A 17,631-nucleotide genomic window follows, 5' to 3' on the forward strand; every position below is an offset into this window, starting at 1 on the left:
TGTACCCTCTTTCTTTTCTTTCTATCTCTGTAATTCAAGTTGCTTACTTACTTTATCCTCATCTTTTTCGCGAGTTGAAGCTACCTCTTTTTCAACAAATAATTCCTCTAATTCGAAATCATCCAATGTTGGCTCCGTGGTATCCTTTGTATCTTTGTCCTCAAAGTTCGAAAGCTCAGCCAACTCGTCAAGCCAACTTTTCTCATCGGTTTCTAACGTTTCCTCTTCTGATTCCTCTAGTAAACTTTCAATATCTGACAAATATCCAGTTTCAAGTTCAGCTTCAGCTAATTGTGTTTCTATAGTATCTCCCACTGAGAGTTCTTCTAACTCATCAAGCCATTCATTCTCAGATTCAACTATTTCATCTTTATTTAAATAGTTAACCTCAAGTTCTGTATCTTTAATCGGCACTTCTAAAAATGAAATATCTTCTTCCACTTCTAGATGAATGTCTGTCTTATTCGCAACAAAAGGTTTTATTTCAGAAAAACTATCTTCACTATTTATATTTTTATCAGGTAGGAATGTTGAGGAGGCAGTGAGTTCAACTGCTAAAACATCCTCTAATAATTCGGATTCGTGATTTGATTTATTTTGAGTTATATCAAACTCATCTTTTTCATTATTAGAAATTTGCTTTTCCTTCTTATAAAGCAATGTTCCAATGCGTTGGTCCATAAAATAGGATGTGAAAAGTGCAAGTACTAGTAACAGTATAAATGTTATCCAAATTGGGAAAGTTGTTTTTGACGCTAGTCCTGCTAATGCAAGGACGAAACTTGCACCTACAACAATTATTTTTCCTTTAAAGGAGAGCCCAATTGGTAGTAATAAAATAATTAACATAAGGACAGCCATAGACCCAAAAGCCCATATAATCGAATGCATTTCTTCACTCCTTTAATCCTCTAGTTCATTTTACCTAGCAATCTACATATTATAACATTTTTCTATTTAAAATAGGTAAATTAGTTTATTTTTGACAAAATCCGCTTATACCATATTCTATTACATTATTTCGTATTTTTAAAGGAGCTGGAAAACATTTCTGTACAAATATCCCAAACGTCCAATTTACTATAATTTACTTGACCGCAAAAAAAACACCCATTCAAGTAAAGTGCATACAATCTAACTACACTAGCCTAAGAACAGGTATTTTTCCAAACTATTAACTTTCACTTACTGGGGTTTCCCCATCAATTTCAACATATCCTTCTTGTATCGGACCAGGTAGAATTTCAAAAGGTAAGTCCTCGATATTTTGTTGAATAAATCGAATGGTATCATCATTACCGTTTGCTGTAAATGATTTCGCAATAATAGCACCACTAAAATCAGTATTTAATGAAACTGATGCATTTGGAGCTAAGACGAGTTTGGGTGTAGGTGTTAACTGAACATTAGACCCAGTTATCGTTACAGCCGTTCCAAAGGTAATGACATGTCCCTGAACCCCAGTATCAACACCAATAGGGATATTAGCAACTTTGGCAAAAATAGAACCGTAAATAACGCCACTACCTAAGGTTATCCCTGCTCCTTCTAAATAAACCTTAAGCTTATTGATATCTTTACCTGTATTGACAACGCTTTGTGTGCCCATGATAATATTTTTGGCATTAATCGTTAACTTCCCAGTACCGGTTATAGATATTTTTGCATGGTTTGAAAGCTCAAGAGTATCCACTGTTAATATTCGATTTTCTGTACCTGTGTTTATCTCTAAGTTGGTTGGTACAGTTATTTTGTTATACTGTTTATCCTCATTCATTGATAGTAAAGTATTAGAATAATTATTGGTTGTCGTAATCGTAAAAGTAGGAAATGTAGGCATGATTAAGGAGTCTTTTGCTCCGTAAATTTTGTCTCCTCCAACGATTTCTCCTTTATTCCCTAAAAAAGATATCGCATTTTGCTGTGTTAAACTTGTTCCTACAGATCCGTAAACTGTCATATTAACGATGTCGATCGTTTCTCGTACATAGATTGCTTTATTAATTGGCGGCTTATGTTTCCAGTTAACAATAAACGATTTGCGAACTGTTCTTGAACGATTATCAATCGTGCCAATTGAGGCAACCGTATACTGTTTTGGTTGTGTAAGGGATTTACTAATGGTGATATTAGCTATAGGTTGTTGCCCCTGAGACTGCTCAAAGTCATTATAGGTTTTTACCTGTGGTAAATTAAGCTTACTGTCTAATAAACTATAAAATTGGGTCTCGCTATTATTCGCTTCGTTAAACGCTTCTTTAATTTTCTGATTGAACTCATTCATCATATACGTAACACCAGATTCAGCAATGTAATAGGCTGACTGGTTGTTTCGTTCCCCTGTACTCATCTTGAGATTATTGGCTGCAAGGCCCATTAAACTTACTCCCAAAATGGAAACGACAACAAATACCATTAAAACAGTGACTAACGCCATCCCTTGCTCATTGTTATTCTTTTTTATCAGTTTTATTAATTCTTTCATTGTCTCACCTATTTTCTAATCGTAATGGTCGTTTTCAGTGAACCTATTGTTAGCGAAAATTTAGTATCAGATAAACGTTCTATGGTAAGACTACTTAAATCTGTGATGAAAGGTTGATTGTTTTTTAATAAAACTTTGTCTCTAAACTCATAAGAGTTTATTGTATCATCCGTACTTTTTATATCAAATTTACCTAAGTTTCCTGTAAAAGTAGTCACACTTTTTGCGTTTCTTATTTCTTTTGTAAGAATGTTAGCTGCCAGCCTTACATTGGTTTGTTGAATTATGTTGCTTTTCTGGGTTTGTGTCTGTTTTTGACTAAATATGTGAACCGAACTAGCAAGTATTAAAACCAAAGAAATCAGGACCAATGTTGCTAGAACCTCTATTAAAGTAAAACCTTTTTCACTATTCAACTTATTTAGATGCCTATTTTTTTCCACGATAACAACATCTCCATTTGTGCTTCCTTTTTCGTGCCGTCTTTGTAAACCTTCACTTTTACTTTAACTAATGGGCTATTCTTAGCTGATTCTAGTTCCATTTTAATATTATAGTTGGATTCGTTTTTATCATAAACAGCCTTTATAGGGACAGAGTCTGTAGTATAAGTCGTGGTCAATAGAGTATAACCAGTTGGATTAGCAATAATAAAATCAGACAACATATATGTTTTAGTAATGGGTTCGTATACTTCCTCTAATGCTTTCTCTGCAACATAGGTGGCACTGATAATATTTTTTGAAACTGCATTTGTTCTTGATGACTGAACAAAAAAAGTTAAAAGCGACACTACAATAATCGATAAAATAACAATCGATGCAAGTACTTCTATTAATGTCATACCTTTTTCATTCATAAACATCATCCTTAACTACTAATCTATATTCTTATTAGGGGTAGCATTTTCTTAATATTTGTATTATTTTGTAACCTTTTTAGTTCTAATGTCATTTTCAGTTTAACAGTAAGATATTTACTTTTCAATAACAAATAAAAGGTAACCTGCTTTAAAATAAAAACGGTTGGACCCTGGCAATTAGCCAAAGTCCAACCGTATCTTATCAAAAATAATATTACATCCTCAACATGAAGAATATTCCGCTACGCGATTTCTTCCTGCTCTTTTTGCCCCAACATATAGTGCTCTGTCAGCATGTCTAATCAATGCTAGTGGATCTTCTGCATCTTCAGGTGCAGTTGCAATTCCAATGGATGCGGTTATTTTCACTTGGTGCTGTTTATGATCTAATGATTGCTGTAGGGTAAATGGCCAGTTGGCAATCGTTTGTCTAATCATTTCTGCCATCTGATACGCTTCTTCTTTCTCGGATTCCGGCAAGAGAACTACAAATTCCTCACCACCATAACGGGCGACTGTCCCCCTCGAACCCACAAGATTAGTTAATCTAGCTGCCAATTCACAAAGAATTTCGTTTCCGCTTTGGTGCCCATATGTGTCATTGACTGCTTTAAAATGATCAATATCTAGGATTATTAATGACAAGAATTTACGTTCAAATTGAACTAATTTATCAAATTCCTCTGTTAATAATTTTTCAAAGTAACGATAATTGTATAGTTTTGTTAATGCACAGTGTTCGCTTTGCCTTTTTGTAAGCTCGTAATGCTTTGCATTTTCCATTGCCACTGCAAAATAGGAGCAAAGAATATCAACAATCATCAGCTGAGATTTTTCGTATGCCCTTTTCCGCTTTGATGCCAGCATTAATACCCCGATGACATTTTTATTTCTGACAATTGGTACCGCAATAATACTTTCAGCATCCGTTGGGAGAAAGCCCTTCGAAAAAGTCTGCCAATCTTTTTTTGAATTATATAAACAGCCTTTTTGCTTCTCCCAAACAAAACCGCTTATTCCCTCATTTTTTCTAACCCTTACTATATCGCTGGTTACCCCAGCACCGCCTTCTATTTGGCGGGTTAATTGCAGTTCGTCTTCATTTACTACTTCAAGAATATAAGCGTAGTCAACCGGAAGCATTTCACTAAGCTTTTGGATAAAAAGGTCAATTACCCCATTAACCTCGAGTCGTTCTGCCATTTGGTGGCCAATTTCAGCAGCTTTCTGTAAATACTCATTTACTTTTTGACTAGAATAATACAGATTGAATATGATTGATAGACTAATAAAAGGGATACCTACGATTAATAGTGCCAATAATCCTACCTGGTTGTAAAACATATACAACATTAATCCAAGTGGTAAAGTGACTAGAGTGGTAATTGTCTCGACAATAAACTCTTTTCCGAAGTAGGATTCATTACTCTTATATATATAACGAATATGGATAGAAATAATAACCTGGTTTAAGAAGTAATTTACAACACCATATAAAGCAGCAAGCCATAACGATCGTGGATCACTCATAAGATTAGGTCCTGTCTGTCCTCCGAGTGAATAATAAAAAATACCACTCAGGAAAGAAACAAGAAAGAACATATTCAGATTTAGAGGAAGTCGGAAAGATTCTCCCTTCTGAATCCTTATTTTTAGAAGCAGAACGATTACTGCAATCTGCGCAAGAACCATTTCTGCAAATATGCCTAAACTTAAAAAGACGGCAAGGGATACCCATTGAATCAAAAAGATAGACATCTCATTGATAATGATTGGCATTGAGGCTACAACTGACGTTAATAACAAAAATGCCAGCAGTTCTAACCAGCGGCCAGAGAAGTCAGGAGGGTAAGTTTTGTAGGTAAACCACATACCTGGAGGTACTATCAAAAGCCATACAAGAAAGATCGCTCTTTTCATTTTAGCTTGAACTGCCACATAACTCCCCTCCCCACTTACATTATTTTGAAATCGAGATGTATTTATTTTAGCAAAAATATTTTAGCTTGTCATAATGAAATTGTATTGTTTTTCAAAAATTCACACAAGTACGGTTTAGCCTCAGAGATGAAATACAATGAGCCTGTAACGACCAGGACTGAATCCTGATGCAAGTTTTGGATACATTTGGCAAGATGAGAATTCCAATTCTCCCCGATACTTTTATTCTTCGACTGACTTAAAGCGAACAAATCAATCGCTTCTGCTGCACGAGGAAAGTCAAACGAAACAAAGGAGATTTCATCTGCTACTTGATCCAATTGAGAAATCATTTGGTCTAGCTTTTTATCTTTTAATGCTGCAAATACAATATGAATAGTATTGTTAGAATAGCGATTTGATAGTTCATGTACAAGAGCTGAAATACCTTCGTCATTATGGGCACCGTCTATAATAACGAGTGGATTATTTGATAGCATTTCAAATCTGCCTGGCCAATATGCTTTCTTTAAGCCTGTCCTAATTGCGTTCTCAGAGATGGAGAATTCTTCGTGATGATTGATAGACTGAGCCGCCATTACTGCTAATGATGCATTTTCTGTTTGATGCTGCCCAATCATACTGATTTCTAGTCCATTTAACAAATGCTCACCCTTTAAAGTAAATACCTCACCCGCAGGTTGAGGGCTGTGGGAGATAATTGAGAAATCCTGATTAAGAATATACAAAGGAGCATTCATTTTTTTAGCTTGCTCTTTTATTACCTTTAAGGCATGAGTATTTTTAACTGCAGTGAATGTAGGAATCCCCTCTTTTATTATCCCTGCTTTTTCAAAAGCAATTTCCGCGTAGGTATTCCCTAAAATATTCGTATGATCAAGTCCTATGTTTGTTATAACGGAAGCAATTGGTTGAATAATATTGGTTGAATCAAACCTTCCTCCCAAGCCCACTTCATATAAAACAATGTCCACCTGATTTACATTCGCAAAATAATAGAAAGACATCGCAGTGATCACTTCAAACTCTGTAGGTCCGCCAAGCTCGGTTTCTTCTAATTCGTCCGCAAGCGGCGCAATTACATTTGTCAATTCCAACACTTCTTCGTCACTGATTGGCTTCCCATTTACCGAAATTCGCTCATTGAATTGTTCAATATATGGTGAGGTAAATGTACCAACGGAATAACCACCCGCTTCAAGAATCGAACGGAGAAAGGTTACAGTTGAACCTTTGCCATTTGTCCCGCCAATATGTACGGTTTTCATTTTTAATTCTGGATGTCCAAGTTTCTCCATCATCCATTCCATACGGGCAAGGCCTGGTTTAATCCCGAGCCTTAATCTTGCATGAATCCAGTCAAGGGCTTCGCTATAAGTTGTAAACATCCATGACACCTCTATTAAGTATTCTAAAAGAAGACGAATCCTAAAGCAGGACTCGTCTTACTTACTTAACTTATTATATACCTTTTAGCTCATTTAAACGTGCTTCCACTAACGCTCTCTTTTCGCGATAATCTTTTTCTTTGGCACGCTCTTCAGCAACAACACTTTCAGGTGCCTTTTTCATAAAGCCTTCGTTGTTGAGTTTCTTTTCAACTCTTTCTACTTCTTTTGTATATTTCTCCACTTCTTTCTGAAGACGGGTAATTTCTTCATCAATGTTAATCAATCCTTCTAATGGAAGAATGATTTCCAATCCAGTGATCACGGCTGTCATAGCCTTTTCTGGTGTTTCAAGATTGGTTCCCATTTGTAATTCTTCTGGGTTACAGAATTTTTCAATATAGGCTTTGTTCTTTTCGATTGATGTTAGAACCGAGTCATCCTTCGCCTTTACAAGCATTTTAATCTTCTTGCTCATTGGCGTGTTTACTTCTGCACGGATGTTTCGAACGGAACGAATCATTTCCATTAACATCTTCATTTCTTGTGCTGCTGTTTCATCCGAATAAGCTGGATTAACCTCTGGCCACTTAGCTGTTGTAATTGATTCTCCTGCGTGTGGAAGGTTTTGCCAGATTTCCTCGGTAATGAATGGCATGAACGGATGTAACAAACGCATCGTCTGATCGAGAACATGTGCAAGAATCGAACGAGTAGTTTTCTTAGCTGCTTCATCGTCACCATATAATGGAAGCTTTGCCATTTCAATATACCAATCACAGAAATCATCCCAGATAAAGTTGTATAATGCTCGACCCGCTTCTCCAAATTCATAACGCTCTGAAAGCTTTGTAACCGTTTCAATGGTTTCATTTAATTGCGTTAGAATCCATTTATCTGCAACAGATTTTTCACCGCTAAAATCGATTTCTTCATGTGTCATGCCATCCATGTTCATTAATGCAAAACGAGAGGCATTCCAGATTTTATTAGCGAAGTTCCAAGTAGATTCAACTTTTTCAAAGCTAAAGCGTAAATCCTGACCTGGCGAACTTCCGGTCGAAAGGAAGTAACGTAAGGCATCCGCTCCATATTTGTCGATAACATCCATTGGGTCTACACCGTTACCAAGTGATTTACTCATTTTGCGTCCTTGTTCATCCCGAACTAAGCCGTGGATAAGAACATCTTTAAATGGACGTTCACCTGTAAATTCAAGACTTTGGAAAATCATCCGGGATACCCAGAAGAAGATGATATCATAACCGGTTACAAGTACATCTGTTGGGAAGAAACGCTTAAAGTCCTCTGCCTCAACATTTGGCCAGCCCATTGTTGAGAACGGCCATAATGCAGAACTGAACCATGTATCCAATACGTCTTTGTCCTGCTCCCAATTTTCGATATCGGCAGGAGCTTCGTGACCAACAAATACCTCGCCTGTTTGCTTATGATACCAAGCAGGAATTCGATGACCCCACCATAGCTGTCTTGAGATACACCAGTCACGGATATTTTCCATCCATCGCAGATAGGTATTTTCGAAGCGATTAGGCACAAAGTTTACTTTATTCTCTTTGTTTTGAAGCGCAATCGCTTCATCAGCAAGTGGCTGCATTTTAACAAACCATTGGGTCGATAAATAAGGCTCAACTACTGCTCCGCTTCGTTCGGAATGTCCAACTGAGTGCAAATGCTCTTCAATTTTGAAAAGAACGCCTTGTTCTTGAAGGTCCTTAACAATTTGCTTACGGCATTCAAATCGATCCATACCTTTGTATTTTCCAGCTCTATCATTCATTGTGCCGTCTTCGTTCATTACAAGAACTCGCTCGAGATTATGACGATTGCCGATTTCAAAATCGTTCGGGTCATGTGCAGGTGTAATTTTAACTGCGCCAGAGCCGAATTCCATATCTACATAATCATCGCCGACAATTTGAATTTCACGGCCAACAATTGGAAGGGTAACGGTTTTACCGATTAGGTGCTTATAGCGCTCATCCTCTGGATGAACGGCAACAGCGGTATCACCCAACATGGTTTCTGGACGAGTAGTCGCAACTTCAATATGTCCTGACCCGTCTGCTAACGGATATTTCATATGATAAAAGGCACCTTGAACATCCTTGTAAATAACTTCGATGTCAGATAATGCTGTCTTTGTAGATGGATCCCAGTTGATGATGTATTCGCCTCTGTAAATTAAGCCTTTTTTATAAAGGGTAACAAATACCTCTTTTACAGCATCTGACAAACCTTCATCTAATGTGAAGCGCTCACGGCTGTAATCTAATCCTAAACCTAACTTTGACCACTGCTGACGGATATGGGAAGCGTATTCTTCTTTCCACTTCCATGTTTCCTCAACGAACTTTTCACGTCCTAAATCATAACGGCTTTTTCCTTCACCGCGGAGTTTTTCTTCTACCTTCGCTTGTGTCGCAATACCAGCATGATCCATTCCCGGGAGCCAAAGAACATCGTAGCCTTGCATCCGCTTCATGCGGGTAAGTATATCCTGTAATGTTGTATCCCAAGCATGCCCTAAATGGAGCTTTCCAGTTACGTTTGGCGGCGGGATAACGATGGTGTAAGGCTTTTTACCCTCATCATTCTGCGCTTCAAAAAACTTTCCTTTTAACCACCACTCATAGCGTCCTTGCTCAATCGACTGTGGATCATACTTAGTCGGCATGGTAATTTCCTTTGTTTCCATTTGACCATCTCCTTTATTTCTCTTGCTATCCATTAGGAAAAAATAAACAAACAAAAAACCCCATTCGTCATAAAAGGACGAATGGAGTTTGCTTCGCGGTACCACCTTTTTTCCAACCATAAAGAAACTGGCTGGCTCTTAAATGGATAACGGATTTGATCCGTCCTCAACTAATGGGATTATAAAATCCGTTCGCTGAAGAAGCTCAAGGGCGACCTTCCGAGTGTCTGCTTAGGAAACCTTCCAGCTAATGGCTTCCCTCTCTTTAAGCAGGTGAACATCGTACTCTTCCCTGTCTATGCTTATGTATTTTATTTATATTGTTTATACTACCCAAAAAAGGTTCTAGACGTCAATAATGATAGCCAATTTTTTTATATTATATACCATTTTGCAAAAAACGTTAAGGAATTAGGAGAATTACCTATGTAGTAAGAATATACATAAAAGAAATGCCTTTTTGGAGAGGAAGGAAGTTATGAAGCGGAGGAAGTTCATCACCAAATACTCCTATACTCCCTGGTATCGAACCTGCAGGAGAGTATGTGAGCAGCTGATTTTGCCGTTTACGATTTTTCAATTAATCCGGACATTGTTTATACCTACTGTCTTTGATGTCTTATTATTAAGTATTTTTGTTGCGATTGCCGTATCTATATATTTTGAAATTGTTTAAGAGCCCAAAAAGCAATCTTTACTGCTGCTGGGCTCCTTCTTTTGCCTGCCGCTCTTGTTCATCGAGTTCTGTCATTCTCATCACAACATACTCGGAATTCTTTAAATGCCAGTATTTGCGCTGCAACATTCGCACAAATTTCAGCTCATTTTTTGGCTGTTCTTTTTTATAATACCGTTCGACCACCTGGATAATCGGAATGGGATATGCTAAATAACTAAAGAAAAGAAGTTTTTCGCCGGTTTTAAAGGGAAAGTATTTAAAGTAATGGTACACCCACTCAATAGCCTCGTCATTACGTGTTGGCTGTGTATTGAAGGTACGTGACAGGTATGGTAATAGATCATGAATCGGTGAGCCGTAACGGGCATTTTCAAAGTTTATAAAATAACCGTAACCCTTATCGTCGTAAAGGAAATGCTCGGATGATAATTTGCCATGGGTAATCACCATTCGTGCTTTTTCATCTTCCTTTGTCTTTTCATACCATTCTTCAAATTTTGTTTTTGAAAAACGAAGCGCCTGGCTTATTTCGTTATAGTACAAGCAAAACAAAAGTTCAAAAGGAGACATATAGGTCTTTTTTTCACATTCATCGATAAACCCGTCGAGAAGCTCCTGATTTTTATCGAGCAGCGCAATGGTTTTATCATAATGTTCTTCCCGTTCTTCTTTATTCACATTGATTTCTTTTGCAGATAATGTGTGAAGCCTGGCTAATTCACGAAATAGCTGCTGGTGTTTATGAGTCCGGTCTTCCTTTATTTCATTGGACATCCAAGGCATTAGGTAATATAGGTTTTTATCATGGAGGACACCATATCTTCCATCCATTGTCGGAAAAATAGGCACAATCCGATTGAAGCCCTTTTGGTAAAGAAGATGGACATGGCGAACAAAATCTGTCCCCGTAGTCGGAACGATTTTCTTCAATGCAAATGTCCCTTTATCGGAATAGATTTTTTTAATATTGCCGTGTTCCTCAACGAAATAGGGCTTTACTTGATAGTTTTTTAAAATGGGTATAAGTGGCTCCACTAGGTACGAATCACTCATTAACATTCAACTGCCTTTCGCTCATGGAAAGTCCTTAAAAGGATGTGAGCAGGTTTTGAGACCCGCTCACACTGCTTTTGGTAATTATTTTTTTGCAAAGGCAACAGGTACATATAATACTTGACCCTCATATACATCTTGATTGAGTTCAAGATTATTGTACCGCAGCAGGTTTGGTACGGAAACGTCATAACGGTCGGAAAGACTGTCGAGCGTATCGCCCTTTTGAACTATACAAACCTTTAATCTAGCTTGATCGGAAGCGTCTTCCTTGCGGGCAAAGAACTCCGTTAATGTCATTGTTTTCTTCTTGGCATTTTTCTTTTTTGCTTGTTTTGGCGGTGCTTCTGGAGAGGATGAACTCTCTTCCATAACTGGCTCTTTTGGTTCTGCTGGGACTTCTATTTCTTGTTGAATTGATTCCGCTGGAGCTTCCTCGACGATTTCCTCCATCTCATCGACTGGCTCACTTATTTCACTTCTGGCATGCTCAAAAACTAAAGGCCGCTGTGGCTCTTCTTCAAGCTCTTCTTCAGGCTCTTGATACGAAAAGGTTGGGAATTTCGGAAATGCTTCAACCTTTTCTTCTTCTGGCTGCTTTCTTGCTTCAGCCTCGAATAAGAAAGTATCCTCAAATTGGTTCTCTTCTTGATGTGTTTCTTCTAGTTCTTGCACTCTTGACACTTCTACCTGATAACGATGAAGTACTTCATACTCTTCCTCTTGCTCGACCACTTCTTCTTGCTGAGTGGAATCATACAAGCCGCTGATTGTCAGTTCTGCAGACAGTTTTAGGCAGCTGCGTTCCGGAATGGAATAGTCAAAGGACTCCACAATGACATCGATATCATAAATGCTCTGAATTCGATTGTTTGGAATGGTAATATCTACCGGAAAACGATGTGAAAATTCACAAAAGCCTTCCTCCTGTGGATCTACTCTTTCAACATACTTTTGGTTAGGGGCATTTTCTTCCTCTTCAACGGCACTTTCTTCGTCATTTCTATATTCGCCTGTTAATTCCAGCGAACCACGTATGGTTACGTATTGATCATTTTCCTGGATGGTAATATCCGGGTCTAGAGAAATGGACACAAGTTCAGCTACTTCCTGTCCCTTTCTAAACCACAAAGATTCCTCCAAGGAAAATCGCAGGCACGATTGATTCTCTTGAGACAAAGCGACTCCTCCTTTCGTTTCCTTTCACGCAAAATCACTATGTCACTTACACAATATGAACCAAAGCTTTTAAATATGATAAAAAAGCCTAGTGATGCGAAAAAGTTTAAGATATGGAGGTTTCTTTGAATTGGAATGGGAGGAAATCCAGTGGAATTTTGAGAACGTGCAAAAATTAAGCGGAGGTTTTCCGCTTAGATGCTGAATGGTGCTCGTTTCAGGGGAAATAGACGGAGGTTTTCCGCTTAATCAAAGAAATATCTCGCATTTTCGAATTTATTGAGCCAATAGACGGAATTTCTCCGTCTATTTAAGCCACTTTTAGTAACATTTACTTATTAAGCGGAATTCTTCCGTCTATGAATCAGTTCTAAGTGCAGATAGCTCAAATCCATAAAAAACACCCACCTATTAGAAGGTGAGTGTCTGAAAAAAGTATTATTTTAGTTTTGAAAAAGCAATTTCTACTGCTTTAATCGTCTTTTCGATATCCTCATCAGTATGAGCGGTTGATAGGAACAATCCTTCGAATTGAGATGGCGGAAGGAATACTCCTTGTTCAGCCATTTCACGGTAGTAAGCAGCGAAATATTCTAGATTTGAGGATTTAGCTGTTTCATAGTTAATGACCTTTTCATTGGTAAAGAAGAAACCAATCATGGAACCAGCACGGTTAAAGGTTACAGGGATACCATATTTCTCACCTGCAGCCGTAATCCCTTTTTCCAGCATATCACCCTTGCGTTTGAACTCTTCATAATGCTCTGGTGTTAATTGACTTAATGTCTCATAACCAGCCGTCATCGCAAGAGGGTTTCCGGAAAGTGTTCCTGCTTGGTAGATTGGTCCAGCTGGAGCAATCTGACGCATGATTTCAGCTTTACCTCCGTAAGCACCTACTGGCAGCCCGCCGCCGATTACTTTTCCTAGACAAGTAATATCCGGAGTAATATTGAAATAACCTTGAGCACAGTTATATCCGACACGGAAGCCTGTCATAACCTCATCAAAAATCAGCAATGCTCCGTTATCAGTCGTAATCTCACGAAGTCCTTCTAAGAACCCTGGAAGCGGCGGTACAAGTCCCATATTACCGGCAACTGGTTCAACGATAATACAAGCAATGTCATCACCGAACTGTTCAAAAGCGTATTTAACACCTTCAAGGTCATTGTACGCCACTGTAATCGTGTTCTTAGCCACTCCTTCAGGTACACCAGGGCTGTCTGGTAATCCAAGTGTAGCAACACCAGACCCTGCTTTAATCAATAAAGAATCACCATGTCCATGGTAACAGCCTTCAAATTTCAATATCTTGTTACGGCCTGTGTAGCCGCGTGCTAAGCGGAGCGCACTCATCGTCGCTTCTGTACCGGATGATACCATCCTTACCACTTCAATCGATGGGACACGTTCAATCACAAGCTTAGCCAGTTCATTTTCCATTAAGGTCGGTGCCCCGTAGCTAGTGCCAAGCTCAGCCACCTTTTTAATTCCCTCAACGACTCTGTCATTTGTATGGCCAAGGATTAGCGGTCCCCATGATAATACATAGTCAATATATTCATTGCCATCGATATCATAGATTTTTGAACCTTTTCCTCTTTCCATGAAAATCGGTTCCATATTGACTGATTTAAACGCACGTACCGGGCTGTTAACGCCGCCAGGCATCATGTTTTGAGCTTCTTTAAATGCTTCTACTGATTTTGTATATGAGCGCATTTTTTAGTTCCTCTTTTCGAGTTGTAGTTATTAGTCTTCTTTTAACCAACGGCATGCGTCTTTAGCTGCATAGGTAATGATAAGGTCTGCGCCTGCACGTTTGAATGCGATTAACATTTCCATAACCGTTTGTTTCTCGTCAATCCAGCCGTTTGCAGCAGCTGCTTTAATCATCGAATATTCACCGCTTACGTTATAGGCAACAACGGGAAGATTGTAGTTATTTTTCACATCACGAACGATATCAAGGTAAGGCATACCTGGTTTCACGATTAAGAAATCTGCCCCTTCTGCTACATCGGATTCAGCTTCCCTAAATGCCTCCATCCGGTTGGCAGGGTCCATTTGATAGGTTTTGCGATCACCGAATTGTGGTGCACCTTCAGCAGCCTCACGGAAAGGTCCGTAAAAGGCTGAAGCATATTTAACGGCATAAGACATAATTGGAATTTCTTTAAAACCAGCTTCATCTAATCCAGCACGAATCGCTGCCACAAATCCGTCCATCATATTCGATGGAGCAATAATATCAGCGCCTGCTTCGGCTTGAGCGATTGCTGTTTTTACCAATAACTCAAGAGATGGGTCATTTAATACTTTATCGCCTTCCACCATTCCACAATGTCCGTGGCTGGTATATTCGCACAAACAAGTGTCGGCAACCACAATCATTTCTGGGTAATGTTCTTTAATAAACCGAGTGGCTACTTGGATAATGCCGTGGTCATGAAATGCTTGTGTACCACATTCGTCTTTTGTAGTAGGAATTCCAAATAATAAAACAGATTTAATTCCATGTGCAACGATATCATCCAGTTCAGCTTTTAGATTGTCCATTGAAACTTGGAATACACCTGGCATCGAAGATACTTCTCTACGGATGTTTTCGCCTTCATAGATAAATAATGGATAGATGAAGTCTTCTGGTCGTAGGTGGTTTTCTCTTACTAGTGCACGCATGTTAGCGCTTGAACGTAATCGGCGATGACGTGAAAATTGAAGTTCCATTTATATTTACCCCCAAATTTTATTTTCTACTTCTTTTCTAAAAACTCTATTGTGCTTTCAATCATTTCTTTTACCGTATATTCTTTTGGAGATACATGTACTGGCAATCCATGTTCACGAAGTTCTTTCTCTGTAACTGGACCAATACAGCTTATCACACATCTACCAATATGACTCTCGAGTTGATGCTCCTTCACGACACTCATAAAGTGATTAACTGTGGAAGGGCTCGTAAACATTAAGATATCAATTTCATCTTCAGCAAGCATTTTCGCCAGTTTCTCCTTGCTATCCTCTGGCATATACGTTTCGTAAATAACGATTTCCTCGACTAAGACACCATGGTTACTGAGAGAAGCAGAAATGTACTCGCGAGCCAGATTTCCCTTTGGAATCAACACTTTAGATCCACTAGGAACAATCGGTAAAAACTCGTCTGTAAATACCTCGGTGACATAAGCAGACGGTACAAACTCCGCCTTTAACCCTTTTTCCAGCAATACCTCTTCCGTTTTCTTGCCTATCACAGCAATTTTCGGAAAGGTTTTAAACTCTTCCTTTTTATAAAAGGAGAAGAAGGTTTCGACAGTGACATTGCTTGTAAAAACAATCCAGTCATATGTATCAATCTCGTTTATAGCATGCTGCAGCTGCTGTGTGATTTCAATAGGGCGAAATGCAATAAGAGGGATTTCGATTGAAATCCCTCCATACTTTTCGACAAGTTGTGAAAAGGATTTTGCCTGGACTGCTCCGCGAGGAACAAGGACCTTTTTGTCTAACAAACCTAAGGGTTTTAGCATTGACCTTCGAGCTCCCGTTTAACCCGATCAATCAGGTCCTTAGCTCCTTTTTCGATTAATAGATCAGCTGCTTGAATACCAAGCTCTTCTGGGTTCGTACCTCTTAATTCCTCTCTGAAGATTTCTTTACCTTCTGGAGAACCAACTAGAACAGTTAGAGCAATTTCATCATTATCAGCGGCAGTGGCGAATCCAGCAATCGGCACCTGACAGCCGCCTTCCATTTTATGAAGGAAAGCACGTTCCGCTTTAACGGCTCTTTCTGTTTTTTTACACGTGAATTTTTCAAACAGTTCAAGAAGCTCTTTATCATCTTCGCGGCATTCAATCGATAATGCCCCTTGACCAACAGCAGGTACACAAATGTCTGCATCAATAAATTCCGTTACCGTGTCCGTTGTCCAGCCAAGACGAGATAGTCCTGCTGCAGCCAGAATAATAGCGTCATATTCTTCATCTTGAAGCTTTTGTAATCTCGTATCAACATTTCCGCGAATCCATTTAATTTCTAAATCCGGACGTTCTGCTAAAATCTGAGCGCTCCGGCGAAGACTGCTCGTCCCGATAATCGCACCTGGCTTTAAATCCTTTAATTTCACATGGTCTCTGGAAATCAAGGCATCACGGTGGTCCTCACGGAAAGGAATACAGCCGATTGTAAGTCCCTCTGGAAGAATGGCTGGCATGTCCTTCATACTATGTACGGCCATATCAATTTCTTTATCCATCATAGCTTGCTCAATTTCCTTAACAAACAAGCCTTTTCCGCCGACTTTTGAAAGGGTTACATCTTGAATCTTATCCCCTTTTGTCACAATTTCTTTTACTTCAAATTCAAAAGGTCCTCCGAGCTTTTTAAGCTGTTCAATCACCCAATTTGTCTGTGTTAGTGCCAATTTGCTGCGTCTAGAACCTACGATAATTTTTCTCATGACTGCCTCCTACGATTATGAGTACCAAAAGTGAAATGATGATAATTGACCAAATAAGAAAAAGTTAATTAATACAACTAAAAAAGACCCGGCATTCCAAAGGGCTAATTGTCTGCCTGACATATTTTTAACGATACGCAGGTACAAATAAATACTGTAGCCTGTTAACAAGAGAAATGACCCAATTATTTTCATATCGTACCAAGGCATTCCTGGAACCTTTAAAAAGGCCCATTGTAATCCCAGGATTAAACTTAATAACAGCATAGGAACACCAATAACTACTAGAATATAAGAGGATCGTTCCAGTTTGCTCAAATCTGCTAGTCTCAAAAGCCTTGTACCCCACTTTTTCCTTTTCAACAGGTCATATTGAATGAGATAGAGAAGCGATAGGACAAAGGACAAGGAGAATGCCCCATAAGATAAAATGGCCATTGTAATATGTATGAGCAGAAGCTCGGACATAAGCTGGTTGCTTATGACATGCGAATCATATTTAATCGGTGCAAATGTATGAATCGCGATAACAATAAAGCCAAGTATATTCGTAAAAAAGACGATAAAATCGACCTTAAGCAGTCGATTTATTCCAAGCGACAGGGTTACCAATACCCAGGCATAAAAATATAAGCCCTCAAAGATCGTTAACGCTGGAAATCTCCCTGTTTTTAACATATAGGAAGTTAAGAAAATCGTTTGTAAAACCCATACAAACGCAAGTAACCAGAAGGCGATTCGGTTTGCCTTCCGGTTATGGTGAATGAAATCGAAAAAATATAACAACACACTGAAGGCATATAGGACTACTGTCAATTCATGCAGCCGCGTCATATGGAAGTCAAACATAATTAGTA

The 17,631-nt window shown here is 38.7% G+C and carries 15 protein-coding genes and 1 other annotated feature; of the genes, 1 reads left to right on the top strand and 14 read right to left on the bottom strand.

The features are described from left to right. Positions 1-21: 21 nt before the first annotated feature. The 7 genes from ACY3XC_RS03790 to ACY3XC_RS03820 form a co-directional block, all read right to left on the bottom strand. Positions 22-891, bottom strand: coding sequence for a hypothetical protein (locus ACY3XC_RS03790; protein WP_464867325.1), 870 nt, complete (start codon positions 889-891; stop codon positions 22-24). A gap of 283 nt (positions 892-1,174) precedes the next feature. After that, positions 1,175-2,485: a PilX N-terminal domain-containing pilus assembly protein gene (locus tag ACY3XC_RS03795; protein WP_464867326.1), complete on the bottom strand. Its 1,311-nt coding sequence runs from the start codon at positions 2,483-2,485 to the stop codon at positions 1,175-1,177. Positions 2,486-2,493: 8 nt separating this feature from the next. Further along, entirely contained in the window at positions 2,494-2,928 is a 435-nt protein-coding gene (locus ACY3XC_RS03800; RefSeq protein ID WP_464867327.1) for a PilW family protein, read from the bottom strand. Further along, positions 2,907-3,344 carry a type IV pilus modification PilV family protein gene (locus ACY3XC_RS03805; protein WP_464867328.1) on the bottom strand — a complete coding sequence of 146 codons (438 nt, stop codon included), beginning with the start codon at positions 3,342-3,344 and terminating at the stop codon, positions 2,907-2,909. The genes ACY3XC_RS03800 and ACY3XC_RS03805 overlap by 22 nt, the downstream gene beginning before the upstream one ends. 225 nt (positions 3,345-3,569) lie before the next feature. After that, entirely contained in the window at positions 3,570-5,285 is a 1,716-nt protein-coding gene (locus ACY3XC_RS03810) for a sensor domain-containing diguanylate cyclase (protein WP_464867329.1), read from the bottom strand. Between the two features lie 71 nt (positions 5,286-5,356). Beyond that, positions 5,357-6,676, bottom strand: coding sequence for a bifunctional folylpolyglutamate synthase/dihydrofolate synthase (locus ACY3XC_RS03815; protein WP_464867330.1), 1,320 nt, complete (start codon positions 6,674-6,676; stop codon positions 5,357-5,359). A 73-nt stretch (positions 6,677-6,749) separates the two neighbouring features. Beyond that, positions 6,750-9,395 carry a valine--tRNA ligase gene (locus tag ACY3XC_RS03820; protein WP_464867331.1) on the bottom strand — a complete coding sequence of 882 codons (2,646 nt, stop codon included), beginning with the start codon at positions 9,393-9,395 and terminating at the stop codon, positions 6,750-6,752. Between the two features lie 70 nt (positions 9,396-9,465). Further along, positions 9,466-9,703, bottom strand: a binding site (T-box leader). Positions 9,704-9,873: 170 nt separating this feature from the next. Here ACY3XC_RS03820 and ACY3XC_RS03825 point away from each other — a divergent pair. Then, the gene (locus tag ACY3XC_RS03825; RefSeq protein WP_464867332.1) at positions 9,874-10,071 is read left to right on the top strand and encodes a hypothetical protein; all 198 of its coding nucleotides are present in this window, start codon (positions 9,874-9,876) and stop codon (positions 10,069-10,071) included. 18 nt (positions 10,072-10,089) lie between these two features. On the opposite strand, the gene ysxE is transcribed toward ACY3XC_RS03825, so the two are convergent. The 7 genes from ysxE to ACY3XC_RS03860 form a co-directional block, all read right to left on the bottom strand. Next, positions 10,090-11,127 carry a spore coat protein YsxE gene (gene ysxE, locus ACY3XC_RS03830; RefSeq protein ID WP_464867333.1) on the bottom strand — a complete coding sequence of 346 codons (1,038 nt, stop codon included), beginning with the start codon at positions 11,125-11,127 and terminating at the stop codon, positions 10,090-10,092. Positions 11,128-11,211: 84 nt separating this feature from the next. Beyond that, complete coding sequence (spoVID, locus tag ACY3XC_RS03835) at positions 11,212-12,306, bottom strand: stage VI sporulation protein D (RefSeq protein ID WP_464867334.1); 1,095 nt, start codon at positions 12,304-12,306, stop codon at positions 11,212-11,214. Between the two features lie 438 nt (positions 12,307-12,744). After that, a complete protein-coding gene (gene hemL / locus ACY3XC_RS03840) occupies positions 12,745-14,031 on the bottom strand; it encodes a glutamate-1-semialdehyde 2,1-aminomutase (protein WP_464867335.1) in 1,287 nt (428 codons plus the stop codon). Between the two features lie 30 nt (positions 14,032-14,061). Continuing rightward, positions 14,062-15,039: a porphobilinogen synthase gene (gene hemB / locus ACY3XC_RS03845; protein WP_464867336.1), complete on the bottom strand. Its 978-nt coding sequence runs from the start codon at positions 15,037-15,039 to the stop codon at positions 14,062-14,064. Positions 15,040-15,065: 26 nt separating this feature from the next. Beyond that, a complete protein-coding gene (locus ACY3XC_RS03850; RefSeq protein ID WP_464867337.1) occupies positions 15,066-15,842 on the bottom strand; it encodes a uroporphyrinogen-III synthase in 777 nt (258 codons plus the stop codon). Continuing rightward, entirely contained in the window at positions 15,836-16,774 is a 939-nt protein-coding gene (hemC, locus tag ACY3XC_RS03855) for a hydroxymethylbilane synthase (RefSeq protein WP_464867338.1), read from the bottom strand. The genes ACY3XC_RS03850 and hemC overlap by 7 nt, the downstream gene beginning before the upstream one ends. Before the next feature lie 15 nt (positions 16,775-16,789). Beyond that, positions 16,790-17,623, bottom strand: a complete 834-nt coding sequence (locus tag ACY3XC_RS03860) for a cytochrome C assembly family protein (protein ID WP_464867339.1) — start codon at positions 17,621-17,623, stop codon at positions 16,790-16,792. Positions 17,624-17,631: the final 8 nt, after the last annotated feature.

It is taken from the genome of Bacillus sp. CZDM1 (assembly GCF_055502545.1).